This window comes from Telluria sp. ZT3P26 (genome assembly GCF_059686035.1).
The window spans coordinates 508,047-532,382 of the sequence record NZ_JCASII010000001.1 but is presented as its reverse complement, the minus strand read 5'-3'; the positions used below and the strand labels follow the sequence as shown (position 1 = coordinate 532,382).

17 protein-coding genes are annotated in these 24,336 nt (G+C 64.0%); 11 read left to right on the top strand and 6 right to left on the bottom strand.

Annotation, left to right across the window (positions count from 1 at the left end):
• Positions 1-5 precede the first annotated feature (5 nt).
• The 8 genes from rlmH to AC56LN_RS02340 all read left to right on the top strand — a co-directional run bounded on the left by rlmH (position 6) and on the right by AC56LN_RS02340 (position 9,492).
• Positions 6-476 carry a 23S rRNA (pseudouridine(1915)-N(3))-methyltransferase RlmH gene (gene rlmH, locus AC56LN_RS02375; protein ID WP_183556438.1) on the top strand — a complete coding sequence of 157 codons (471 nt, stop codon included), beginning with the start codon at positions 6-8 and terminating at the stop codon, positions 474-476.
• A 58-nt stretch (positions 477-534) separates the two neighbouring features.
• A complete protein-coding gene (locus AC56LN_RS02370) occupies positions 535-1,152 on the top strand; it encodes a Maf family protein (RefSeq protein WP_499569761.1) in 618 nt (205 codons plus the stop codon).
• A gap of 78 nt (positions 1,153-1,230) precedes the next feature.
• Positions 1,231-2,694 (top strand): ribonuclease G, encoded by a 1,464-nt coding sequence (gene rng, locus AC56LN_RS02365; protein ID WP_332533154.1) that lies wholly within the window; start codon positions 1,231-1,233, stop codon positions 2,692-2,694.
• 2 nt (positions 2,695-2,696) lie between these two features.
• Entirely contained in the window at positions 2,697-3,311 is a 615-nt protein-coding gene (locus tag AC56LN_RS02360) for an HD domain-containing protein (RefSeq protein ID WP_499569760.1), read from the top strand.
• A gap of 274 nt (positions 3,312-3,585) precedes the next feature.
• Complete coding sequence (locus tag AC56LN_RS02355; RefSeq protein WP_499569759.1) at positions 3,586-4,485, top strand: sensor histidine kinase; 900 nt, start codon at positions 3,586-3,588, stop codon at positions 4,483-4,485.
• A gap of 229 nt (positions 4,486-4,714) precedes the next feature.
• The gene (locus tag AC56LN_RS02350; RefSeq protein ID WP_499569758.1) at positions 4,715-7,126 is read left to right on the top strand and encodes a catalase; all 2,412 of its coding nucleotides are present in this window, start codon (positions 4,715-4,717) and stop codon (positions 7,124-7,126) included.
• 231 nt (positions 7,127-7,357) lie between these two features.
• Positions 7,358-8,431, top strand: coding sequence for an acyltransferase family protein (locus tag AC56LN_RS02345; RefSeq protein ID WP_499569757.1), 1,074 nt, complete (start codon positions 7,358-7,360; stop codon positions 8,429-8,431).
• Positions 8,432-8,538: 107 nt separating this feature from the next.
• Positions 8,539-9,492 carry a zinc ribbon domain-containing protein gene (locus AC56LN_RS02340; RefSeq protein ID WP_499569756.1) on the top strand — a complete coding sequence of 318 codons (954 nt, stop codon included), beginning with the start codon at positions 8,539-8,541 and terminating at the stop codon, positions 9,490-9,492.
• A gap of 12 nt (positions 9,493-9,504) precedes the next feature.
• Here AC56LN_RS02340 and AC56LN_RS02335 read toward each other — a convergent pair whose 3' ends face one another.
• Positions 9,505-9,741 (bottom strand): hypothetical protein, encoded by a 237-nt coding sequence (locus AC56LN_RS02335; protein WP_332533160.1) that lies wholly within the window; start codon positions 9,739-9,741, stop codon positions 9,505-9,507.
• A gap of 195 nt (positions 9,742-9,936) precedes the next feature.
• On the opposite strand from AC56LN_RS02335, the gene AC56LN_RS02330 reads away from it, so the two are divergent.
• Positions 9,937-12,189, top strand: a complete 2,253-nt coding sequence (locus AC56LN_RS02330; RefSeq protein WP_499569755.1) for a family 1 glycosylhydrolase — start codon at positions 9,937-9,939, stop codon at positions 12,187-12,189.
• Between the two features lie 188 nt (positions 12,190-12,377).
• Here the strand turns inward: AC56LN_RS02330 and msbA are convergent, their stop codons facing one another.
• Positions 12,378-14,111 carry a lipid A export permease/ATP-binding protein MsbA gene (msbA, locus tag AC56LN_RS02325; protein ID WP_499569754.1) on the bottom strand — a complete coding sequence of 578 codons (1,734 nt, stop codon included), beginning with the start codon at positions 14,109-14,111 and terminating at the stop codon, positions 12,378-12,380.
• Positions 14,101-15,426: an O-antigen ligase family protein gene (locus AC56LN_RS02320; protein ID WP_499569753.1), complete on the bottom strand. Its 1,326-nt coding sequence runs from the start codon at positions 15,424-15,426 to the stop codon at positions 14,101-14,103. Before AC56LN_RS02320 ends, msbA begins: the two co-directional genes overlap by 11 nt.
• A gap of 53 nt (positions 15,427-15,479) precedes the next feature.
• On the opposite strand from AC56LN_RS02320, the gene AC56LN_RS02315 reads away from it, so the two are divergent.
• Positions 15,480-16,325: a glycosyltransferase family 2 protein gene (locus AC56LN_RS02315; protein WP_499569752.1), complete on the top strand. Its 846-nt coding sequence runs from the start codon at positions 15,480-15,482 to the stop codon at positions 16,323-16,325.
• 10 nt (positions 16,326-16,335) lie between these two features.
• Here the strand turns inward: AC56LN_RS02315 and AC56LN_RS02310 are convergent, their stop codons facing one another.
• Positions 16,336-17,940, bottom strand: coding sequence for an alkaline phosphatase D family protein (locus AC56LN_RS02310; RefSeq protein ID WP_499569751.1), 1,605 nt, complete (start codon positions 17,938-17,940; stop codon positions 16,336-16,338).
• Positions 17,941-18,286: 346 nt separating this feature from the next.
• Between AC56LN_RS02310 and AC56LN_RS02305 the strand changes: the two genes are divergently transcribed.
• Entirely contained in the window at positions 18,287-19,621 is a 1,335-nt protein-coding gene (locus AC56LN_RS02305; protein WP_499569750.1) for an NHL repeat-containing protein, read from the top strand.
• Positions 19,622-19,636: 15 nt separating this feature from the next.
• Here AC56LN_RS02305 and AC56LN_RS02300 read toward each other — a convergent pair whose 3' ends face one another.
• Positions 19,637-20,692 (bottom strand): glycosyltransferase family 9 protein, encoded by a 1,056-nt coding sequence (locus AC56LN_RS02300; protein WP_499569749.1) that lies wholly within the window; start codon positions 20,690-20,692, stop codon positions 19,637-19,639.
• Positions 20,682-24,176: a DNA polymerase III subunit alpha gene (gene dnaE / locus AC56LN_RS02295; RefSeq protein ID WP_499569748.1), complete on the bottom strand. Its 3,495-nt coding sequence runs from the start codon at positions 24,174-24,176 to the stop codon at positions 20,682-20,684. The genes AC56LN_RS02300 and dnaE overlap by 11 nt, the downstream gene beginning before the upstream one ends.
• Positions 24,177-24,336 lie beyond the last annotated feature (160 nt).

Here is a 24,336-nt window from a genome sequence, read left to right as displayed (position 1 = left end):
CGTCCATGCAATTGATCATTGCCGCGGTCGGTCACAAGATGCCGGCCTGGATCGAGTCGGGTTTCACCGAGTACACGAAGCGCATGCCACCCGAGCTGCGCATCGTGCTCAAGGAAATCAAGCCGGTCGAACGGTCCGGCAGCAAGACCGCTGCCACGGCGATGGCGCTCGAACGCGAGCGCATCGAAGCGGTCCTGCCCAAGGGCGTGCGCATCATCGCGCTCGACGAGCGCGGCCGCGACCTGACCAGCGTCGGCCTGTCACAGCAGCTGGAAACCTGGCAACGTGACGGGCGCGACACGGCCTTCCTGATCGGTGGCGCGGACGGCCTCGATCCCGAGCTCAAGGCGCGAGCCGAGGGCTTGATCCGCATTTCCAGCATGACGCTGCCGCACGGTATGGTGCGGGTCATGCTGGCCGAGCAGCTGTATCGTGCCTGGTCGATCACCCAGAACCATCCTTACCACCGGGTCTGAATTTTGCTTCTGCAGTAATTCTTTACCTGCCTGACTGCTTGCCTGATCGTCCGAATCGATGAGAAATAACCAGAACAAGATCTACCTCGCTTCGAAAAGCCCCCGCCGGCGCGAGTTGCTGCGCCAGATCGGCGTCGACTTCGAACTGATGTTGCTGCGCAGTGATCCGGGCCGCGTGGTGGACGTCAGCGAAGACGTGCTCTCGGACGAAGACGTGCACCACTATGTGGCGCGCGTTGCCAGGGAAAAGGGCGCGTTTGCCTTCAACCTGCTGCTGCAGCGGCGCCAGCCGCTGCGTCCCGTGCTGACGGCCGACACCACCGTCACGATCGATGGCGAGATTCTCGGCAAGCCCGCGGATAACCGAGAAGCGGTCGCCATGCTCGAGCGCCTCTCGGGTCGTACGCACCAGGTGCTGACCTCCGTCGCCGTGCACGCCGAGCGCGTGGCCGAGCAAATCACGCAAGTGTCGAACGTGCGCTTTGCCAAACTCACGCCGGAACAGATCCGCGCCTACTGCGCCACGCCCGAACCGTATGACAAGGCGGGCGGCTATGGCATCCAGGGGCCGGCGGCACTGTTCATCGAGCACATCGAAGGCAGCCACTCGGGCATCATGGGCCTGCCCCTGTTCGAGACCGCCAGTTTGCTGCGCAAGGCGGGCCTGACGGTCTGAATTGATCGCCTTGCCGCCCCGGCGATGCCCCGTGAGCGTGTATCATGATCACCCTGAACAATACGTGCGGCAGGGTCCATGAACGAAGATATTCTCATCAACATCACGCCGCAGGAAACACGCGTCGCGCTGGTCTTGCAAGGCGCGGTGCAGGAACTGCACATCGAGCGCACGCTCACGCGTGGGTTGGCGGGAAATGTCTATCTGGGCAAGGTTGTGCGCGTGCTGCCAGGCATGCAGTCGGCCTTCATTGACATCGGCCTGGAACGCGCCGCATTCCTGCATGTGGCCGACATCTGGGAAGCACGCAGCCACGACGGCGCCAACCTCCCTCCGACCGCGATTGAAAAGCTGCTGTTCGACGGCCAGGTGCTGACCGTCCAGGTCATCAAGGACCCGATCGGCACCAAGGGCGCGCGCCTGTCGACCCAGATTTCCATCGCCGGCCGCATGCTGGTGTACCTGCCGCAAGACCAGCACATCGGCATCTCGCAAAAAATCGAAAAGGAAAGCGAGCGCGAACGCCTGCGCACGCGCCTGCAAGGCATGTTGCCGCCGGACGAAAAAGGCGGGTACATCGTGCGCACGATGGCCGAAGAAGCACCGGACGACGACCTGGCCGCCGACGTCGACTACCTGCGCAAGACCTGGGGCGCCATCGTCCAGGGCGCCCGCACGCGGCCGCCGACCACCCTGCTCTATCAAGACCTGTCGCTGGCCCAGCGCGTGCTGCGCGACTTCGTCCACGACGAAACCGCCACCATCCAGGTCGATTCGCGCGAGAATTACCTGAAACTGGTCGAATTCGCGCAGGTCTACACGCCGAGCGTGCTGTCGCGCATGGCGCACTACACGGGCGAGCGGCCGCTGTTCGACCTGTACGGCGTCGAAGAAGAAATCCTGCGCGCGCTCGGGCGCCGCGTCGACCTGAAGTCCGGCGGCTACCTGATCGTCGACCAGACCGAGGCGATGACGACCATCGACGTCAACACGGGCGGCTACGTGGGCGGACGCAATTTTGCCGACACGATCTTCAAAACGAATCTGGAATCGGCGCACGCCATCGCGCGCCAGCTGCGCCTGCGCAACCTGGGCGGCATCATCATCCTCGACTTCATCGACATGGAGAACAACGAGCACCGCAACCAGGTGCTTGCCGAGCTGAAAAAAACCCTGGCACGCGATCGCACCAAGGTCTCCGTGAGTAATTTCTCGGCGCTGGGCCTGGTGGAAATGACGAGGAAGCGCACGCGCGAATCGCTGGCCCACATCCTGTGCGAACCGTGCCCGGCCTGCTCCGGCAAGGGCCAGGTGAAAACCAGCCGGACGATCTGCTATGAAATCCTGCGCGAACTGCTGCGCGAAGCCAAGCAGTTCAATCCGCGCGAGTTCCGCATCGTCGCCTCGCAGGAAGTCATCGATCTGTTCCTGGAAGAAGAATCGCAGCACCTGGCCATGCTGGGGGACTTCATCGGCAAGCGCATTTCGCTGCAGGTCGAGAAGGGGTATCACCAGGAACAGTACGATGTGATTTTGATGTAACCATGGACTTGCTGCCCGCGCGCTGGCTCGCAACCTGGGCAGCCCTGAACCTGGCCCCGCCCGCAGGCTTGTGCGAGCAATTGCTGCGCGCGTGGGACGAACCCCAGCGCCATTACCACACCCAGCAACACCTCACCGAATGCCTGACGCTGTTCGACACGCTGCGGATGCATGCCGAACAGCCTGCCGACATCGAGCTGGCCCTGTGGTTCCACGACGCCGTCTACGATGTACAAGCCCACGATAACGAAGCACGCTCGGCGCACTGGGCCACCGAAGCATTGGCGGCCGGTGGCGTCGATGCGGCCCGCTGCCAGCGCGTGCATGACCTGATCATGGCCACCTGCCACACCGCCCTGCCCGCCTCGCCGGACCAGGCTTTGCTGGTCGATATCGACCTGGCCATCCTGGGCGCGCCCGCCGCCCGCTTTGCCGACTACACGCGGCAGATCGGCGCCGATTACGTCTGGGTGCCGCCGCAGGTGTACGCCGTCAAGCGCCGCGCCGTGCTGCAAGGCTTTCTCGACCGCGAACAGATTTACACGACGCCAGCCGTCGCGCAACGCCTGGAGCAGCAGGCGCGCGACAACCTGGCAAAGGCCATCTCATTGCTCTGAACAACGATCCATCAACCGGCAGCAAGCTTGATCCAGATCGATTTCAGCCTGCTTGACGAACACGCCTGCAAACCTATCGAGCGCCAGTCCATCCAAGCTGCATGGTGCGCCGTTCCTGCCGCCCGCGATTACGGCTCGCACCCTCCATGCGCGCGTGATTTTGCGTGCGTTCCCATCGGTTTCGCTTGACTTGCGTCAGCAAAATACTTAGCGTCTCACAATAGGTAGCAGGAAAAATCCTCCTTTTTTCGCGCGTGAACCTTCGCTGATTGCCATGGCAACCCGACTCCGCAATCGTCACAGCAAAGCACCTGACCAACCAGGCGATCCGCTGGCGCCATCGCGCTATGCCGATGTGGTTGCCGACGACGGCCTCGAAGCGTCCATGCGGCACCTGACCGAGGGGCACATGCTCATCAACCAGGCGCTGGTCGAAAAGATCATCGCCTGCCAGCATTCCGAAGCCTCGCTACGCGCATCCGAGCAGCAACTGCATTCGTTGCTGGCGCACCAACGCGCCAGCACTGAGGCCGAGCGCAAGCGGATCTCGCGCGAGATCCACGATTGCCTTGGCCAGAACCTGCTGGCCCTGCGGCTCGACATCGTCACACTGCACCAGCAAACGGACGACCGCCATGGCCGCCTGCACGACTGGGTGCGCGCGGCGCTGGGCAATATTGACGAGACGCTGCGCACGGTCAAGCACCTGCTGGGCGAGCTACGGCCTGCCGGCCTTGAGCTGGGCGTCGTGGCCACGCTGGAGATCGAGGCGCGCAAGTTCACGCGTGCAAGCGGCATTGCGTGCGACGTCCAGGCGGACAGGCATCTCGACGATCTGCAGATCGATGAGGACATCCTGCTGAGCCTCTACCGCGTGCTGCGAGAGTCGCTCGACAATGTGTGCCGTCATTCGCTGGCCAGCTGCGTTCAGCTGCACCTGGTCAGCACGGACGGCATGCTCGAACTCAGCATCAGCGACGACGGCGTCGGATTTACTCCTCAGGCGCTACGCAAACCGGGCAGCTTTGGCCTGGCGACGCAGCAGGAGCAAGTTGCCGCGCAGGGCGGCACGCTGGTCATCGACAGTGCCCGTACACAAGGCGCACGCCTTGTCGTGCGCCTGCCATTGGTGTCGATGCAGGCGATCTCGAAGGGCATGGATCGGCTGGCATAGTGGCCTGCTGACACGATTTGTTGCGGTGCCGCACCGAGCGCAAACGCATCAATGCCGCACGAATAGTTTCTTTATTTTGAAGCAAGCCACTGATTGAAAATCCTGATCGGTATCATAGGAATAATTAAATACTGATCTTCCTGTGTGTGTGTGAACTCACAGTGGACGGGCGACGGGCTGGGCTATGTTATCGGGAGTTTAATTATCCCTACAACAGACGAGGAACAGCATGCCAACATCCAAGCACCCCAGCTCCTTCGACGGCGCCGGTTCGGTCCTGAGCACGGTAGCCGGTCCATCCGATGCCAAGCCGCCACAGAGCCTTGGCGTCAGCAACCCGATCGCGGATCGTTTGCTCGATAAAATCCCTGCTGAGCAAGAACTGGCTGCAGCACGTCCATTCAATGCGAACAAGGCCAGCGAGTACGGCGATGCATCGCGTACGCCGGCAGTCGGCGAAACCTTCAAGCCATCGACCCATGCAGCCACCGGCAGCACGACGACCGAAATCATCGCCAATGACAAGGTCGGCGACGGCAATCCGCCAAAAGGCGAAAACGCCACCGTCGATCCGCTCGACCGCGTGCGCGTCGACCCGGCCGACCGTCACCTGACGACCAACCAGGGCGTGCCGGTCTCGGACAACCAGCATTCGCTGAAGGCCGGCCTGCGTGGTCCGACCCTGCTCGAAGACTTCGTGCTGCGCGAAAAGATCAGCCATTTCGACCATGAGCGCATTCCTGAGCGCGTCGTGCACGCACGCGGTTCGGCTGCCCACGGTTATTTCGAGTCCTACGACAACTTCAGCGCACTGACCCGCGCTGTCCCGTTTGCCAAGAAGGGCAAGCGCACGCCAGTGTTCCTGCGATTCTCGACCGTGGCCGGCGAGCGTGGTTCGACCGACACCGCACGTGACGTGCGCGGCTTCGCCGTCAAGTTCTACACCGAAGAAGGCAACTGGGATCTGGTGGGCAATAACATGCCCGTGTTCTTCATCCAGGACGCGATGAAGTTCCCTGACCTGGTGCACGCCGCCAAGCCGGAACCGCATCACGCGATGCCGCAGGCAGCCACCGCCCACGACACGTTCTGGGACTTCGCCTCGCTGTCGCCTGAAATCGCGCACATGCTGATGTGGGCAATGTCCGACCGCGCCATTCCGCGCAGCTACCGCACGATGCAGGGCTTCGGCGTGCACACGTTCCGCCTGATCAATGCACAGGGCGAAGCGCGCTTCGTGAAATTCCACTGGACGCCAATGCAGGGTACGCACTCGCTGGTATGGGACGAAGCCGTGCGCATCTCGGGCGCCGATTCCGATTTCCACCGCCGCGACCTGTGGGAAGCCATCGAAGCCGGCAACTTCCCTGAATGGGAACTGGGTCTGCAGATCTTTACCGAAGAACAGGCTGCCAGCTTCTCCTTCGACGTACTCGATCCGACCAAGCTCATTCCGGAAGAGCTGGTGCCACTGACGCCAGTGGGCAAGATGGTCCTGGACCGCAATCCGGACAACTTCTTTGCCGAAACCGAGCAGGTCGCGTTCTGCACCTCGCACGTCGTGCCGGGCATCGATTTCTCGAATGATCCGCTGCTGCAAGGTCGTAACTTCTCGTACCAGGATACCCAGCTGACCCGTCTGGGCGGCCCGAACTTCCACGAGATCCCGATCAACTCGCCGATCGTCCAGATCCAGAACAACCAGCGCGACGGTTTCCATCGCCAGGCCATCAACCGTGGCCGCGTGAACTACGAACCCAATTCGCTGGGCGGTGGTGTGCCATACCAGGCTGGTCCTGCAGGCTTTACCAGCTTCCCGGAAACGATTGCAGCGGACAAAGTGCGCGGCAATCCGGAACTGTTTGCCGATCACTACTCGCAGGCACGCCTGTTCTGGCAGAGCCAGAGCACGCCCGAGCAGAACCACATCGTCAATGCATTCCGTTTCGAGCTGACCCGCGTGCAGACGCCGGCTGTGCGCGAGCGTGTGCTGGCGCTGCTGGCCAACGTCGATGACGTGCTGGTGTCCCGCGTAGCAGAAGGCCTGGGCATGGATGTGCCGGCACCGCTGCCACTGGCCACCAATGCGCCGATTCCGACCTATCCGCCATCGCCAGGGCTGTCGCTGATGAGCCGTCCGGGCGTCACCGGCATCAAGGGCCGCCGTGTCGCGGTGCTGATCGCCTCGGGTGTCGACGACAAGGCAGTCAAGAGCCAGTACGGCAGCCTGCTCAAGGATGGCGCCGTGCCACGCATGGTCGGCAATATGCTGGGCAAGGTGAAAGCGCAGGACGGTGACCCGATCGACGTCGAGATCTCGGTCGAAGCCGGCCCGTCGGTGATGTATGACGCAGTGATCGTGCCGGACGGCGCGCAAGCCGTAGCGACCCTGGCCAAGAACGCCCAGGTGCTGGAATTCCTGCGCGAGCAATATCGTCACGGCAAGCCGATCCTCGTGTTCGGCGCCGGTTCGGACCTGCTGACCAAGGCCATGATCCCGACCGCGCTGCCGGACGGTTCGGACGATCCGGGCCTGATCATGGGTGACGCTGCCAACGGCGATGCCGCCCTGGCCGCGTTCAAGAAGGCCCTCGCCGGCTTCCGCGTGTTTGCCCGCGAAACCGATCCACCGTCGGTGTAAGTCGATCAGGCTCATCTGCCCTCACGACAGGGGCAGAGAGGCCTGATGACATCGCAGCAAGATAAAAGACACCATTCGGTGTCTTTTTTTTATTAACTTTTCATACATGTTCTGTTTACTGGAACAAATAATTCGCGTAACCTATTGGTTGCTATTTTGCTACCAAGTGGTATGTACACGCCGTGCGCTGCCTTTGGATGACCCACCCGATACCTATCCGAAAGGCTCACGATGACCCTTGGCCATGCAACCGGTGACCGCATCGCATTTTTGCGAATTGTTATGATTTTCGGTGTCATTGTGTTGCACACGCCAGCTTATGTGCCCATGTCGGCCATTGGCGATGGCTGGTTCGACATGATCAAGGCCTTTTTCCAGCTTGCCGTGTTCCGCGCCAGCGTGCCGGTGCTGACCGTGATTTCGGGCTACTTGCTGTTCAAGTCCTGCATCGACCAGGAACCAGTACGTTGCCTGACCAAAAAGGCGCGCACAATCCTGATTCCCTTCCTGTGCTTCAACCTGCCGCTGGCACCCGTGGCGCTGGGCGCAGAAATGTTTGGCGGCATGCAGTTGTCGGCCAACCTGTGGCCGTTCGATGCGGCAGGCTGGCTGAATGCGGCGTTTGGCCTGACGGGCTCGCCCATCAATTACCCGCTGAATTTCCTGCGCGACCTCATCGTGCTGATCCTGCTGGCGCCGCTGTTCGGCTGGTTGATGCGCAAGGCCGCCTGGGCCGGGCTGGTGCTCGTGTCGGTGGTGTTCATGGGTGACTTTGACGGGCATCTGCTGCAACGCAATCTGATGGCCATCCAGTTCTACGTTGGCGGCATGGCGGCAGTGCGGGGGTGGAATTTGCGCTACCTCGATCGCCACGCCGGCATCCTGTTTGCCGCCTTCGTGCTGGCCTGTCTTGCCACCCTGCATTTCCGGATGGAGGACACGACCTGGCTGCGCCTGGCGTCGCCATTCCTGCTCTGGCCGGCAACTGCCTGGGCGGCCAGCACGCGCTTTGGCATGTGGCTCGCAGGCATGAGCAAATACAGTTTTTTCCTGTTCCTCGGCCATGCACCGATTCTGATGCTGACCTGGATCCTGTATGGCCACTATGGCAGCACCATTCCCTATCCCGTCTACTGGGTGCTGGCGCCGATCGTCGTGAGCGCAATCTTGCTGGCGTTATATCAGTTGGCCATCGCAACCATCCCGCGCGTCTTCAAGGCCATGATCGGTGCCAGCAGCAAACCGGCAGCAGCACGGGACCAGCGCCGGGGGAGCCTGTCACAGCCAGCCGCCCTAAAGATCTGATCCGTGGAATTGGGTGACTTTCCTGCAGTGCAACGATCGCTATAATCGTCCTGCAGCATCGGCCTGGCGCCGCGATGCGCCCCTCTCCCAATTTCAGGAAAGCTCTCATGTTCTGTTCTCACTGCGGCGCCCCGATGGCGCCGGATGCTACTGCATGCGCCGTCTGCGGCAAGGCGGCAGCGATCGCTGCAACGTCATCCGTCAATCTCGACAAACCAGCGCCGTACAGCGCCGATGATGGTGGCATTCCCGACGGTGTGAAGGGCTGGAGCTGGGGCGCATTCTTGCTGAACTGGATCTGGGCCATCGGCAACCGCTCGTGGATCGGTCTGCTGGCAGTGATTCCGTACGTGGGCTGGATCATGGCGTTCTGGCTCGGGTTCAAGGGCCGCGAGATGGCCTGGAAAAACAAGCAGTGGGACAGCCTGGAACACTTCAACCGTGTCCAGCGCAGGTGGTCGCAATGGGCCATCGGCATCATGGTCGTCGCAATCATCGTCGGCATCCTCGCGGCCATCGGCGGCCCCGCGTATCAGGACTACACGACACGCGAGCTCGAAGTACAGCGCGCTGCCGACCAGGCCGCGGATGCCGCGCCGCTCGCCGGCGGAAGTCGCCTCGACAGCAATGCCGACAACCTGCCGACCTCGCTGCGCACGGTGGCGGGCCTGCTGGAACGCAAGACCGGCGCCGAAGGCACCGGCGCGCTGCTGCTCGATGGCCAGGCCCTGTTCACGGGCGAAGATGCACGCTGGCAGTTCCCACTGCGCAGCTTCACGCTGTCGGGCGGCAAGGAAGCGATCCTGATCGCCAGCAGCGGCGGGCGCGGCAACAGTTGCGAGACGCTGTTCTACTTCCTGCTCGCCGATGCGGCCGGCGTCACGCCCACGCCGCTGTTCGGCACCTGCGCCGCGCAAGGCAGCATCGCGCAGCGTGGCGATGCCATCACCATCACGCTGCCGGACCTGAACCGCGCGTCGACGATCGTGCTGGAGAACGGCGTCGTGCGCGCCGACGGCCAGGTCGTGAGCCTGACCGGCCTGAACGATCCATCCCGCTAGCGGATCGAAGCGCTAACTGCGCCGCTTCTTCCAGCTGTAATCGGCACCGGTAACGTCCACGCCGGGATGGCCCACCACGTCCGGATGCTCCGAACACATGGTGATGAAGCGGATGCCTTCGCCATCGCGCTGGCGCTTGCGCAGCGCTTCCATGAACCCCATCGCCGGGACCATCTCGGTCGTGTCGAAGCCCTGCGCCTGCGGGTGGGTGGCAGCGCCATCCACGATTGTCCAGTACACCATGTACATTGATTTCTCCTGCATTGTGAGTCAGCACCTTGTCGCCTGAAATAGTTCCCATCGGCAGAACAGGCACGCTACCCAAAAAAACCCCGCCAGAAAGTAGGACTGGTCCGAAAACCGGTCGCTATGTGAACTACTTAACATAGTGAGGACCGCGCGACCGTTAGTCTGTTGTCATGTTCACTATGCAGGTACGCTTTCATGACTCTTCGCACCGATTCCCAGCCCGACCTCGCCCTGTGGGGCGGGCTCGAATGCACGGTTAACCGCGTTCGCGACGACTACTTCAGCCAGATGGACCGCAACGGCCACGCTGGCCGCCTGCAAGATATTGAACGCTTCGCATCGCTTGGCATCCAGGCGATCCGCTATCCGGTGCTGTGGGAGCGCACGGCGCCCGACGGCATTGACAAGGCCGACTGGTCATGGGCCGACGAACGGCTGCCGGCCCTGCGCGACCTGGGAGTCAACCCGATCGTCGGCCTGATCCACCACGGCAGCGGGCCCCGTCACACGAGCCTCGTCGATCCCGCCTTCCCCGACCAGCTGGCCGAATACGCCGGCGCCGTGGCCGCACGCTATCCGTGGGTCGAGCACTACACGCCCGTCAACGAGATCTGCACCACGGCGCGCTTCTCGGGCCTGGCCGGGGTCTGGTACCCGCATGGCGGCGATGAAGCCACGTTCATCCGCGCCCTGCTGATCCAGTGCCGCGCGACGGTGCTGTCGATGCGCGCGATCCGCGCCGTCAACCCGGCCGCCAAACTGGTCCAGACCGACGATCTGTCCAAGACCTACGGCACGCCGGAGATGCAGGACATCGCGAACTACTTCAACGAGCGCCGCTGGCTGGCCTGGGACCTGCTGTGCGGGATGGTCGATACCAATCACAAGCTATGGGACTACCTGCTCGACTCGGGCGCCACGGCCGATGAATTGCGCTGGTTCCGCGAGAACCCGTGCCCGCCCGACGTGATCGGCGTGAACTACTACGTCACGAGCGAGCGCTGGCTCGACCATCGCCCCGAACGTTATCCCGAGAGCCATCGCCACGTGTACCGGGGCGTGGCCCACGCCGACATCGAAGCGCCGCGCGCACTGGCCACGCCCACGCCCGGCATTGCCCCGCTGCTGATGGAAACCTGGGAGCGCTACGGCATCCCGATCGCGATCACCGAAGCGCACATCGACGCCAACCGCGAAGACCAGCTGCGCTGGCTCGTCGAAATCTGGAACGCCGCGCTCAAGGCGCGCCAGCAGGGCGCCGACATCCGCGCCGTCACGGTCTGGGCGCTGCTCGGTTCGTTCGACTGGAACAGCCTGGTGACCGCCTGCCATGGCTACTACGAGCCGGGCCCGTTCGACGTGCGCTCGCCCACGCCCCGTCCCACCGCACTGGCAACGCTGATGCGCGAACTGGCCAGCAAGCGCGCGCTGTCCAATCCCGTGTTGCAGGGCGAAGGCTGGTGGCGCCGGCCGGGCCGCTTCTGGTGCAAACCCGTGGCCACCCGCACCGCGGTGGCCGACATTGCCGTGCGCAGCCAGTTCAAGTCGGCGCCCGTGCAACCGATCCTGATCACCGGTGCGACCGGCACGCTGGGCGCGGCCTTCAAGCGCATCTGCGAAGCGCGCAACCTGGCCTGCCACGCGCTCACGCGGCAAGAGATGGACATCACCGATCCGGCCTCGGTCGACGCGGCGATCGTGCGTTTCAAGCCGTGGGCGATCATCAATGCGGGGGGCTTCGTGCGCGTCGACGAGGCCGAGACCGACAGCGAGCGCTGCATGCGCGAAAACACGCTGGGCCCGACCGTGCTGGCGCTGGCGTGCATGCGCCACGCGCTGCGCTTCATGACGTTCTCGAGCGACCTGGTGTTCGACGGCGCCAAGGGTGCGCCGTATGTCGAATCCGATGCGACCAATCCGCTGGGCGTCTACGGGCGCAGCAAGGTCGACGCCGAAACCCGCGTGCTCGATGCCGATCCGCAGGCACTCGTGATCCGCACCAGCGCGTTCTTCGGGCCATGGGACCGGCACAACTTCGTGACCCAGGCGCTGGGCGCGCTGGCCAATGGCGAGCCGTTCCAGGCTGCGGGCGACATGATCGTCTCGCCGACCTATGTGCCGGACCTGGTGAAGGTGGCGCTCGACCTGATGATCGACCGCGAGCGCGGCATCTGGCACCTGACCAATGGCGACGCGGTGAGCTGGGCCGAGCTGGCGCGGCGCGCCTGTGCGGCGGCGGGCATGTCAGCGGATGGCTTGCAGGAGATCGCGGGCACTGCGGTGGATTATCCGGCGCAGCGCCCGGCGTTCAGTGCGCTGGGCAGCGAACGCGCGCTGCTGCTGCCATCGCTGGACGATGCGCTGCAGCGGTATGCGCATGCGGTGCAGGAAGCTGCCGGCGGCGCGGGGATCCGGCAGGTGGGGGAAGCGGCGCATTACGCGCGCTGAGGATGTCGGCTTGATGCCGCTGCCAACCATCACCGCGTGGACGGCGTAGGGTGGACGGGTCTCCCGTCCACGCGGCGATCGTTACCGGTGCCGCTTTCGTGCCGGATGATCTGGCTGCCAACCATCACCGCGTGGACGGCGTAGCCGTCCACCCTACGGGGAACTCGCCGCACGGACGGCGTAGCAGGCTAGATTGCCTGTTTCTTCTCGGCCGTGAACTGCAGATAGTACAGATTCGCGTACATGCCCTTCATGGCCAGCAGTTCTTCGTGCGTGCCCTGCTCCACGATGCGCCCTGCTTCCATGACCACAATGCGGTCGGCGCGCTCGATCGTCGACAGGCGGTGCGCGATCACGATCGTCGTGCGTCCTGCCATCAGCGTGTCGAGCGCCGACTGCACCGCGCGTTCGCTTTCGTTGTCCAGCGCCGACGTGGCTTCATCCAGGATCAACAGCGGCGCATCCTTGTAGATCGCGCGCGCGATCGCCACGCGCTGGCGCTGGCCGCCCGACAGGCGCGAGCCATTTTCGCCGATGCGCGTGTCGATGCCCTCCGGCAGGCGCGCCACGACGTCCGTCAGGTGCGCCGCGCGGATCGCGCCGGCCAGGCGCTCGTGGTCGATGTGCTCGGCCCCATAAGCGATGTTGGCCGCGAGCGTGTCGTCGAACAGCACGACGTTCTGGCTCACCATCGCCAGCTGGCTGCGCAGCGATGCCAGCTTGATGTCGGTGTACGGAACGCCGTCGAGCAGCACGCGCCCGCCTTGCGGATCATAGAAGCGCGTGACCAGGTTCACGAAGGTCGACTTGCCGCCGCCCGAGACCCCCACCAGCGCCACGGTCTGCCCCGGCAACACCTCGAGCGAGACATTGTCGAGCGCCGGACCAGCCGCATTCGGGTACTGGAACGCGACCTGCTCGAACACCAGATGGCCGTTGGCGCGGCCCAGTTCACGGCTGCCGGTATCGACTTCCGGCTCGGCGTCGATGATGCCGAACACCGTCTCGGCGGCCGACATCCCGCGCTGCATCGGGCCATTCACTTCGGCCAGCGATTTCAGCGGCGTGAGCAGCATCAGCATCATCGTGACGAACTGCGTGAATTCGCCGACCGTCATGTCGGCCTGCATCGCCAGCACGACCACCAGCGACAGCGCCAGCGAGGTCGCGATCTGGGTCACCGGCGTGGTGGCGGCAAACGCCACCGTCATGCGCTGCGAAAAACCGCGCAGCGCGACGCTGCGCTGATGGAAGCGGCGGCGCTCGTAGGCTTCGCCGGCGAACACGCGGATCACCTGGTGGCCGCGCGCGGCTTCCTCGACCACGCCGGTCATCTCGGCGGTGACGCGCTGGCTTTCGCGGTTCAGGTTGCGCAGGCGCTTGGTGGTCGTGCGCACGATGACGGCGGTCAGCGGGATCACGACGATGGCGATCAGCGTGAGCTGCCAGTTCAGGTACAGCAGGCTGCCGAGCAGGCCGATCACGACCAGCACGTCGCGCACGCAGGCGACGAACACCGACTGGATCATGTCGACGACCTGGCGCACGTCGTTGACGACCGTGTTGATGATCTTGCCGGTGCTCTCGTCCTGGTAGCGCGCGACCGGCAGGCGCAGCACGCGCTCGAAGGCCATGGCGCGCATGTCGTTGAGCACGCGCGAGAGCACCCAGTTGTTGAAGTAGGCGGTGCCGAAGGTACCGATCCCGCGCAGCACGAAGATCGACACCAGCACGGCGGGAATCAGCCACAGGCTGAACGAGACGCGTTCTTCGAAGCCGCGATCGAACAGCAGCTGCATCGCCTTGGCCAGCAGCGGCTGCGTCGCGGCGGTGATCGCCATCGACAGCAGCGCCAGCGCGGCGCGCGATCTGTACGGTTTGACGAGCGCCAGCAGGCGCCGCACGATGACCTTAGTTTCCACGTTGTTCTACCTTCTTTTCAAGCTGCATTTCACGCGTTGCGGGCTGCGCCTGGCGCGTCTTCGCGACCAGGCACAGTCCCATCAGCAGGAACACCATCAGCGCATAAAACATGCTGCCCTTGAGCGACCAGAAAATCACCTCGGTCAGGCCGAAGCTGAAATAGCACAGCACCACCAGCATGCCCGCCAGCGCGGGCGCGAACTGCGGCAGGCCGGTGCCGCGCACATGCAGCCGGGCCTGGTCGGCGCGGCCGAGCTGGCGCGCGAAGAACACGAACGGCGCGACGAGGATGCCGGCCCAGGCCAGCAAGCCGAAGATGCCGCCGGTCGCCAGTGCCTGCAACCCATCGTTGTGCAGGTGTTCGAGCGACAGGATCGCCGGATCGAGCTTGCCCTGCTCGACCATGTGGCGCATTTCGCTGCGCAGCGTGTTGCGGTCCAGGCCGAACAGCGGGCGCTCTTCGATCAGGATCGCGGCGCCCTTCCACAATTCGAGCCGGGTGCCGACATTGGTAAAGACGTTGCCGCCATCGACCCAGGTCTGGACATCTTCCACGCCCTGCAGCGCGCGCTCCTGCATGCCGGTGGCCGGCACGAAGAACGCGGCGGCGATCAGCGCGAAGCTGCCGGCCAGCAGCAGGCGCAGCTTGCGGCTGTGCAGCAGCTGGGCGTAACTGAGAAACAGCACGGCGGCCAGCGCCAGCGCAATCCAGCTGCCGCGGGTGCCCGTGAGCAGGCAGGCGGTGAGGCCGGCCAGCGCGCCCAGGCCCGCCAGCGCCGCCTTGCCGGCGTGGTGGCGATAATCGATGACCGCCGCCAGCGCCAGCAGGCCCAGGCACAACGCCAGGTCACCGAACGTGATCGCATTGAGAAAACCGCCCGGGCGTTCGATGCCCATGACGAGGCGCTGCCAGGCCACGAACGGCAGCGCCGCGATCGCACCTGCCACCACGCCCCACCACAGCATCGCGGCGCGCGGCCGGGCCAGCACGACCAGCGCCATGGCGCTCATGGCAAGCAGCAGGCGCGATGGTTTGTCGAGCGAATCGAGGTGCGCTTCGGGCCGCACCACCACGGCCGCCACGGCCAGCGCGAACTGGAACACGAAGGCCGCAAGCACCCAGCGGATCTCTTTCCAGTACGGCGTAACCGCAGCCCAGGCCTTGCGCGGCACGAACAGGGCGGTGAGCAGGAACAGGAGGCTGGAGAAACCGATGCCGGACGGCGTTGTCAGACTAAGCAGGGGAAACAGGAACATCTGGAAGCCGATCCACAACTGCAGCGGCTCCCGGGGCATCATCGACGTATTGTTCATTCTTGTTCTTGTGGGCTATTCTTGCGACCTAGAGCGCATTTGTATCGGACACCATGCAGCAAGCACAGACAATGTCGGTCGTGATCACCACGTACAACCGGCCCGACGCCCTGGCGGCGGTGTTGGCAGCCTGTTTTTTACAGGACGACAAGAATTTTGAAATCATTATCGCTGATGACGGCTCGACTGCCAACACGCGGGACTGCGTCGCGCGGCTGGCGGCAGGCGCCCCGGTGCCCGTCAAGCACGTATGGCAACCGGACGACGGCTTTCGCGCCGCCATGGCCCGCAACCGCGGCACGCTGGCGGCAACGGGCGACTATATCATCTTCCTGGACGGCGACTGCGTGCCGCAGCGCGACTTCATCGCCCGCCACCGCGCATTGGCCCAGCCCGGCTTCCTGGTGTCGGGCAGCCGCATCCTGCTCAGCCAGGCGCTGACCGAACGCGCGCTGCAGGACGGCATCGACGTGGCCGGCCTGGGCGTAATGGCGCGCCTGCGCCTGCGCCTGGCCGGCGACATGAACAAGGTGCTGCAAACGATGCTGCGCTGGCCCGACATCGGCCGCGTACGCCGCAAGTTCAGCTGGCGCCGCATCAAGAGCTGCAATCTGGGGGTCTGGAAGGCCGACCTGATGGCGGTCAATGGCTTCGACGAGAGCTTTACCGGCTGGGGCCACGAAGATTCGGATCTCGTGGTGCGCCTGTTTCATGCCGGCGTCATGCGCAAGGACGGCGCCCTGGCAACCGAGGTGCTGCACCTGTGGCACGCCGAGGCCGAGCGCGACCAGGCGTCGAGCAACCGGCGCATCGTGCTCGAGCGCGCCGCGAATGGCACCACGCAGGCCAGCGTCGGCCTGCGTGAACATGCTGTCCCGCCAGCTGACCTGGTCGGCTGACGGCCAGGCCCTATACGCCGGCCGCCGGCAACGTCTGCGCAAACTGCGAGACGCCGTCCAGATTGAACAGCTCGACCTTCATCGCCTTGCTGCGCGGGTCGATATTGACTTCACCAAAGAACTGGTAGCCGGCAAACGGCGACGAATTCTGGATCAGCGGGCTTTTCGAGAAGACCGCCGTGGGGCCGAAGGTCTTGTCGAGCACACCCGGACCGAATGCGCCGGCATTCATCGGGCCGGCCACGAATTCCCAGAACGGCGAAAAATTCGTGAACCGCGCCTGGGCCGGATCGTAATAGTGGGCCGCGCAGTAATGCACATCGGTGGTAATCCAGACCACATTCGGGATGGCCTTGATGCTGCTGAGCAGGTGGGCCATTTCGAGTTCGCGCCCGAGCGGCACCCCATCGTTGCCGTTGGCAATGGCTTCCCAGACGTCTTCACCCCGGGCGTTCTTGCCATCGCCGACGTTCAGGCCAATGGGCATGTCGGCAGAAATGACTTTCCAGGTGGCGGTCGAGGCCTTCAGGCCGGCGATCAGCCATTCCACCTGGGCACTGCCCAGGAACGCCGAACTGGCGTCTTCCCCGGTTTGCAGATTGGCGCTGTTCGGACCACGGTAGCTGCGCATGTCCAGGACGAAGACGTCGAGCAGCGGGCCGTGCGAAATGGTGCGGTAAATGCGCTGCGGCTCGCTTTGCTTGTAATAGCGCATCGGTGCATATTCGAGAAAGGCGCGCCGGCCGCGCGTGGTGAGCGTGGCGATGTTTTTCTCGGTATAGCGTGCGTCGCCCGATAAATCCTTGGCCGCGCTGTAGTTGTTCGTGACTTCGTGATCGTCCCATTGCCAGATCTGCGGCACTTGGGCGGCGAATTTGCGAAAGTTCGCATCCAGCATATTGTAGGCATGGCGGCCGCGGTATTCCTTCAGTGTTTCGGCGACCTTGCTGACTTCTTCGGTGACGACATTGCGCCAGACCTGGCCATTTTCCGCCGTCACCTGGGGCAGGATCGGCCCATCGGCATAGATCGTGTCGCCGTTGTGGATGAAAAAGTCCGGATCGCGCAACCGCATCGCTTCATAGATTTTCATGCCGCCGAAATCGGTATTGATGCCCCAGCCCTGGCCGCACTGGTCGCCGCTCCAGTGAAACCGCACGGCGCGCGTGCCATCCGCCGCCGGTGTGGTCCTGAACTGGCCCGAGACGGTTTCGCTTTCGATCTTTGCATTATTGGGATCGACATAGCGCACGCGTACGAAGACCGTCTGGCCGACCGGCAAACCGCCCAGATCGACACGGGTCGTGAAATCGGTTGCGTCGGTGGCCGTGGGCCCGACAATGCGGCTGGCGTTGTTGAAACGCTCGCTGGTATCGTATTCGACGATCATCTGCGCCGTGCGGTCGCTGCGGCTCCAGATGATTGCCCGTTGATCGGTGATGTCACCGAACTGTATCCCCGACGGCATCTTCGGCCGTTCGTTGTCACTGACGCCGATGGCGGCATGGCTGCTGCCGCCGCAGCCCCCCAGCAGCAAGGCGCCGCCCAATGCCGAACTGCCTGCCAATGCCCCGCCCTGGGCCAGGAAAGTGCGACGTGATTGCGATGAAGTCATGCCTGCTCCGATCATGTAAGAGCAGACAAGCTTATTTTTTCAATATGACGTGGGCATGAATCGTCAGGCGGATCGCATCAAACCTTGTAGTCCAGCGCCGGGACAAGACCATCGATTTTGTCGAAGAAGGCTTCGACCTCGCGATCCGGCCGGGCATGCCGCAGGATTCACGTCTGGTTGCCTTGAAGCTCGAAGACGCGTCGCTGGGCGTCTTTGCGACGCCCGCCTACCTGGCCAGAAAAGGGCTGCCGCGCACGAACAGCAGAACAGGTGCAAGTTTTCGTGTATTTTGCGCTTTGCCTTACGTGTAAGCTGCATGCTATCGCCACAGAACGAAGGTATTGCCATGCTCAATGCACGCCATCTTGCGATGTTCTCGGTAGTATTCCTGACTGCGTGTGGTGGTGGCAAGGACGACACCGCGCCTGCATCATCGCCGCCGCCTCCGCCGACGATCGCGCTGGCCTCTTCGGCCGCGTCGATGATACTCAATGGCTCGGCGGTCGAGATCACGCCAGCGCTGACGGGTGTCACGGGGCCGGTCACCTGGTCAGTGATGCCCAGGGCCGGTATTGGCGATACCTTGTACACGGATCCAAACAAGCTGATCGCCGCCTACGCGGCCTCTCTTGATCTGACAACGGACAAGGTGACGATCACGGCCAGCGCAGGCGGCATCTCGAATTCGATTCAGTTGAACCTGAAGCCATCGCCAGTGCCCGTGCCCTGGGTCACCCTGCCGGTCACGTGGACGGTTCTCATCGCCGATCCGCCCCAGCTCAGGGGAGCGCGGCCTGTCGACTCGGCTGCCGATCCATCCGGCAATCTGTACATCGCTTATTCATCCCCCGTGTCGGACATCAAGAAGGTGACGACGGACGGCACCATCACGACCTATGCAACCGTGGCCGAACCGATATCGCTGGCGTTCGGGCCGGACCGGGCGCTGTACGTCGTGGACCGACTTGGCACCGCCGCGTACGCAATCCGGCGGATTGCGGGCGACGGTACGGTGACCACGTTGACGCAGACCGCGCCCTATGATGCGGCGACCGGAACAATCGATGGCGCCTCCGGCGTCGCCACCGCTTACACGTTGAAGCTCGCGGTGGCGCCAGACGGCACCATCTACGCAACCGACGGGTCGAGAGTTCGCAAGATCGCGCCAGACGGTGCGTTTTCGACGTTTGCTGGCGGCGGTTGCGAGGCTGTCAGTCCGCCGGGATCGACCTGCGCCGGCCGCAGCAATCCAGTCGACGGCCCTGGAACGCAGGCACGATTCATGGGACCGGCTCAGATTGTCACCGACAAGGCCGGAAACCTGTACGTCAGCGATGTATTGCTGATCCGGAAGATTACCCCTGCAGGCGCGGTCACGACGCTTGCCGGTCGAACAAACCGGAACTTTGATTTTCTCGACGATATCGATGGCTCGGGCACCGCTGCCTTCTTCGGCAGCAACGGCCCGATGGATATCGATACCGCAGGCAACCTCTACAAGCTCGGCTCCAGAGGGCAGCTGAGGAAGATCACGCCCACCGGCGTTGCCAGCACGGTGGCAGCCAGTCTGGGCTTTACCGGAGCGCAACCTCAAAACGGCCTCGTCTCGCTCCATGCCGGTACGCCCGGGGTTGTGACACTGATGTCCTACGCTCAGTTAAGCAGGATCCAGGTCGACTGAGGTCCAAATGAAACCCTAGGCAGCCCCGCGTCGCGCTCCCGCCCCACCCCAGGCCCGCACGCGTGCGGCCACGTCCTGCGGCGTAATCGCCTCCATGCACGAGCACGTCGCTGAGTCCTTGCAACCAGCGCACTGCTGGCGGGCAACCGCCACTTCGGCCAGCGCGCCCAGCGGCGCCCAGCGGCCCGGATCCATCGGCTTGATCGGCGGGAACAACCCCAGCGTCGGCCGCCCCAGCGCTGCCGACAGGTGCATCGGGCCGGTGCTGCACGCCACCAGGCCGTCGCAGGCTCCGATCAGCGCCAGCAGCTCATCGAGGTCGAGCCGGCCGCACAGATTGTCCACGTTCGGCAGCGCCAGCAAGGCCGGTGCCTGCGCGGCCAGCAGCACGCCCTCGGCGGCGCTGCCGGTGACGAACAGGCGCATGTCCGGGTCGCTCCCGAGATCGCGCGCCAGCGCCGTGAAGTGGGTCAGTGGCCATTCGCGGGCGCTGCCATTCGATTTGGGATGCAGGATGATGTGGCGCCGCCCCGGCGCCAGCAAGGCGTCGACGGCGGCGCGCCGCGGTGCATCCAGCCCGTACAGATGCGGGATCTCGGCCAGCGTCGGCACATGGTCGATGCCCAGGGGGCGCAGCAGCAGGAAATTCAGCTGGGCCTCGTGCAGGTCGGACTTCGCGCGGCTGAAACGGGCCAGGCGGTTGCAGGTGAACCAGTGATACACGCGGTGGCTCGTGCCCACCCGGTTCGGCACGCGTGCTGCCTGCGCCGCGCGCGCCAGGCGCCGGTCGGGAAAGGCAAAGATCACGGTGTCGTAGTCGCCGTCAGCAAACAGGCGCGTCAGGTCGTCCGCGGATTCGAGCGTGATCACGCGATCGAGATGGCGGCTGTGGCGCATGGCCGGGGCCACGTAGGCACGGCACAGCAGGTCGATCCGCGCCTGCGGAAAGCGCTGCTTCAGGTAGCCGGCCAGCGGCAGCGTCAGGACGACGTCGCCGATATTGTCGGTGCGGCAGATCAGGATGCGGCCGAAGGCCGATCTGCCGTCGCCCGCATGCGCGCTAGTACTCAACGGCGACGTCCTTCGCGCCCAGCGACAGCTCCAGCGCCGCCTTGAGCGCATCGGATGGCGCCACGCGCCAGTCGTCGCCCAGTTGCACGGTGAACGGAATATCCTGCGTCTGCAGCCGCAGGCTCACCGGCATCCCGTCATGCACCCGGTGCGGCTGCAGGATCTCGGCCAGGCGCGCTGCGCTGACCGATTTGTCCAGGTCCATCTCGAGCTTGTGCCCGTACTGGATGCGCGCCGTGGCCAGGTCGTACACCTTCTCGGCCGTGATGCGCAGGCCGCCATTGAAGCGGTCCTCCGACACCTTGCCCACGACGAGCAGGAATTCGTCTTCCTTGAAGGCGTTCTTGTTGGCCTCGAACACCTCGCTGTAGACCGTCACTTCATGCACGGCGGTCTTGTCGTCCAGCGCCACGATCAGGATCTTGCCGCGCTGCGTCATCTGCGTGCGGATGCCCGAGATCACGCCGCACATCATGCGCGGATCGCGCGACGGCTCCAGGTCTTTCATGCGCGTCTTGGCAAAGCGCCGCACCTCTTGCGCATACGAGTCGAACATATGGCCCGACAGGTAGTAGCCCAGCGCGATCTTTTCTTCGGACAGCTTCTGGCGGTCGGTCCACGGCAGGGCCTTCACGTACTCGGGCGGCGCGACCAGGTCGGCATCGTCGCCACCGAACAGGCTGACCTGGTTGATGGCCGCCGCAGCCTGGCCGGCCGCTTCCATCGCGAACGAGACCGACGCCAGCAGCACCGAGCGGTCGACGCCGAAGGCATCCATCGCGCCGGCGCGGATCAGCGATTCGATCGTGCGGCGGTTGATCTGCTTGCGGTCGACCCGGTTGCAGAAGTCGAACAGGTCCTTGAACTTGCCGCCCGCCGTGCGCGCGGCGATGATCGCCTCGATCGCGCCCTGCCCCGCGCCCTTCACGCCGCCCAGGCCGTAGCGGATATTGGTGACCTGCTTGCCTGTTTTCGAGCGCGCCTCGCCCTCCGGCGTGAAGCGGAACTGCGATTCGTTGACGTCCGGCGGCAGGATGGTGAGCTTGCAGACTTCTTTTGCATCCTCGACCAGGATCTTGATCTTCTCGGTGTCTTCCATCGCCAGCGACATATTGGCTGCCATGAACGCGGCGGTGTGGTGCACCTTCAGGTACGCCGTGTGGTACGACAGCAGCGCGTAGGCGGCGGCGTGCGACTTGTTGAAGCCGTAGCCCGCGAACTTTTCCATCAGGTCGAAGATTTCGTCGGCCTTGGCCGTGGTGAGGCCGTCCTTGGCTGCACCGGCGCGGAAGATCTCGCGGTGCTCGGCCATTTCTTCGGCCTTCTTCTTGCCCATCGCGCGGCGCAGCATGTCGGCGCCGCCCAGCGAATAGCCGCCGACGATCTGCGCCATCTGCATCACCTGCTCCTGGTAGACCATGATGCCGTAGGTCTCGGACAGGATCGACTCGGTGCGCGGATCGGGATAATCGAATTTTTCGCCGTGCTTGCGCTTGCAGAAGTCGGGGATCAGGTCCATCGGGCCCGGGCGGTACAGCGCGACCAGCGCGATGATGTCCTCGAAGCGGTCGGGCCGCGCATCCTTGAGCATGCCCTGCATGCCGCGCGACTCCAGCTGGAAGATCGCGACGGTCTTGGCGTCGGACAGCAGCTTGTACGATGCGCGGTCGTCCAGCGCCAGCTTGGCCAGATCGAATTCGCTCTCGGCCGGGTCGAGCTGCTTGATGTACTTGACGGCGCGGTCGAGGATCGTCAGCGTGGTCAGACCCAGAAAGTCGAACTTGACCAGGCCCACGGCCTCCACGTCGTCCTTGTCATACTGCGAGACCACGCCGGTATCGCCGCCCTGCGTGTAGAGCGGACAGAAGTCGGTGAGTTTACCCGGCGCGATCAGCACGCCACCGGCGTGCATGCCGATATTACGCGTGATGCCTTCGACCTTCTGCGCCAGTTCGAGCAGCGTCTTGACCTCTTCTTCGTTCTCGAGGCGCTCCTTGAGCATCGGTTCTTCTTCGATCGCCTCGGCAATCGACACCTGCTTGCCCGGCTTGAACGGAATCAGCTTGGAGATGCCGTCGCAGAAGTTGTAGCCGAAATCGAGCACGCGGCCGACGTCACGGATCGCGCCCTTGGCCGCCATCGTGCCGAAGGTGGCTATCTGCGAGACCGCATCGCGCCCGTACAGGTCTTTCACGTGCTGGATGACGAGTTCGCGCTTTTCCTGGCAAAAGTCGATGTCGAAGTCGGGCATCGAGACGCGTTCAGGGTTCAGGAAACGCTCGAACAGCAGGTTGTACTTGAGCGGATCCAGGTCGGTAATCTTGAGCGCATACGCCACCAGCGAACCGGCACCCGAACCGCGGCCCGGGCCAATCGGCACATCGTTGTTCTTGCCCCACTGGATGAACTCGGCCACGATCAGGAAGTAGCCGGGGAACTTCATGTTGATGATCGTTTGATTTTCGAAGTCCAGACGCGCTTCGTAGCGCGGGCGCTCGCGTTCGCGCTCCGCCTCGTTCGGGTACAGCTGCAGCAGGCGGTCTTCCAGGCCTTTTTTGGTCTCGGCGATCAGGAATTCGTCGATCGTCATGCCCGGCGTCGGGAAGTTCGGCAGCTGCGGCTTGCCCAGCGTGAGCGTGACGTTGCAGCGCTTGGCGATTTCAACGGAGTTGGCCAGCGCCCCCGGCAAATCCCTGAACAGTTCGGCCATTTCGGCCTGCGACTTGAAGCACATGTTCTCGTTGAAGCGGCGCACGCGCTTGGCGTTGGCCAGCATCTCGCCCTCGGCGATGCAGACGCGCGCTTCGTGGGCGATGTATTCGTCCTTGTCGAGGAACTGCACCGGGTGCGTCGCCACGACCGGCAGCCCGAGGCGCCCGGCCAGCGCGACCGAATGGCGCACCTGCTGCTCTTGATTGAGCTGGCCGGCGCGCTGGATCTCGATATAGAAGTGGCCCGGGAACACGCGTGCCCAGCGCGCGGCATTGGCTTCGGCGCGGGCGATGTCGCCGTTCTCGATGGCCTGGCCGATGTCGCCAAAGTGCGCGCCCGACAGCACGATCAGGCCATTGGCCTGCGACTGCTCGGGATGGAGCGTGGACGTGGACGTGGCCAGCGCTTCGAGCCATTCGGCGCGCAGTTCGGCGCGGCCCTTGTGCTGGTTGGTGAGCCAGGCACGCGCCAGCAGGTCGCACAGCTGCAGGTAGCCGGTGTGGTTCTTGGCCAGGATCAGCAGGCGGTGCGGCTTGTCGCGGTTGTCGTCGTTGGTGATCCAGGCATCGACTCCGACGATCGGCTTGACGCCCTTGCCGCGCGCCTCTTTGTAGAAGCGCACCAGGCAAAACGTGTTGGCCAGGTCAGTCACGGCCAGGGCCGGCTGCCCATCCTTGACCGCCGCCTTGACCAGCTCGTCAATACGGACCAGGCCGTCGACGATGGAGTATTCGGAGTGGATGCGCAGATGGGTAAAAGTCGGGGAAGTCATCCCTGCATTTTACCGCGCCCGGACCAGTCGCATGGCGCGGACCGACGCAAATGGCGTTACAGAAATATCTCCCGGCGCAGGTTGTCCCGCGCGCGCGGTGCTGCACTGCCAGCCGATTCCGTTCTGTGGTTAACGTGAAAAAACGTCGTTCCCACTCGCG

Excerpts from the sequence above, each read along its gene's own strand:
- rlmH (WP_183556438.1), top strand. The coding sequence starts at position 6 with ATGCAATTGATCATTGCCGCGGTCGGTCACAAGATGCCGGCCTGGATC.
- AC56LN_RS02370 (WP_499569761.1), top strand. The coding sequence starts at position 535 with ATGAGAAATAACCAGAACAAGATCTACCTCGCTTCGAAAAGCCCCCGC.
- rng (WP_332533154.1), top strand. The coding sequence starts at position 1,231 with ATGAACGAAGATATTCTCATCAACATCACGCCGCAGGAAACACGCGTC.
- AC56LN_RS02360 (WP_499569760.1), top strand. The coding sequence starts at position 2,697 with ATGGACTTGCTGCCCGCGCGCTGGCTCGCAACCTGGGCAGCCCTGAAC.
- AC56LN_RS02355 (WP_499569759.1), top strand. The coding sequence starts at position 3,586 with ATGGCAACCCGACTCCGCAATCGTCACAGCAAAGCACCTGACCAACCA.
- AC56LN_RS02350 (WP_499569758.1), top strand. The coding sequence starts at position 4,715 with ATGCCAACATCCAAGCACCCCAGCTCCTTCGACGGCGCCGGTTCGGTC.
- AC56LN_RS02345 (WP_499569757.1), top strand. The coding sequence starts at position 7,358 with ATGACCCTTGGCCATGCAACCGGTGACCGCATCGCATTTTTGCGAATT.
- AC56LN_RS02340 (WP_499569756.1), top strand. The coding sequence starts at position 8,539 with ATGTTCTGTTCTCACTGCGGCGCCCCGATGGCGCCGGATGCTACTGCA.
- AC56LN_RS02335 (WP_332533160.1), bottom strand. The coding sequence starts at position 9,741 with ATGTACATGGTGTACTGGACAATCGTGGATGGCGCTGCCACCCACCCG.
- AC56LN_RS02330 (WP_499569755.1), top strand. The coding sequence starts at position 9,937 with ATGACTCTTCGCACCGATTCCCAGCCCGACCTCGCCCTGTGGGGCGGG.
- AC56LN_RS02320 (WP_499569753.1), bottom strand. The coding sequence starts at position 15,426 with ATGAACAATACGTCGATGATGCCCCGGGAGCCGCTGCAGTTGTGGATC.
- AC56LN_RS02315 (WP_499569752.1), top strand. The coding sequence starts at position 15,480 with ATGCAGCAAGCACAGACAATGTCGGTCGTGATCACCACGTACAACCGG.
- AC56LN_RS02310 (WP_499569751.1), bottom strand. The coding sequence starts at position 17,940 with ATGACTTCATCGCAATCACGTCGCACTTTCCTGGCCCAGGGCGGGGCA.
- AC56LN_RS02305 (WP_499569750.1), top strand. The coding sequence starts at position 18,287 with ATGCTCAATGCACGCCATCTTGCGATGTTCTCGGTAGTATTCCTGACT.
- dnaE (WP_499569748.1), bottom strand. The coding sequence starts at position 24,176 with ATGACTTCCCCGACTTTTACCCATCTGCGCATCCACTCCGAATACTCC.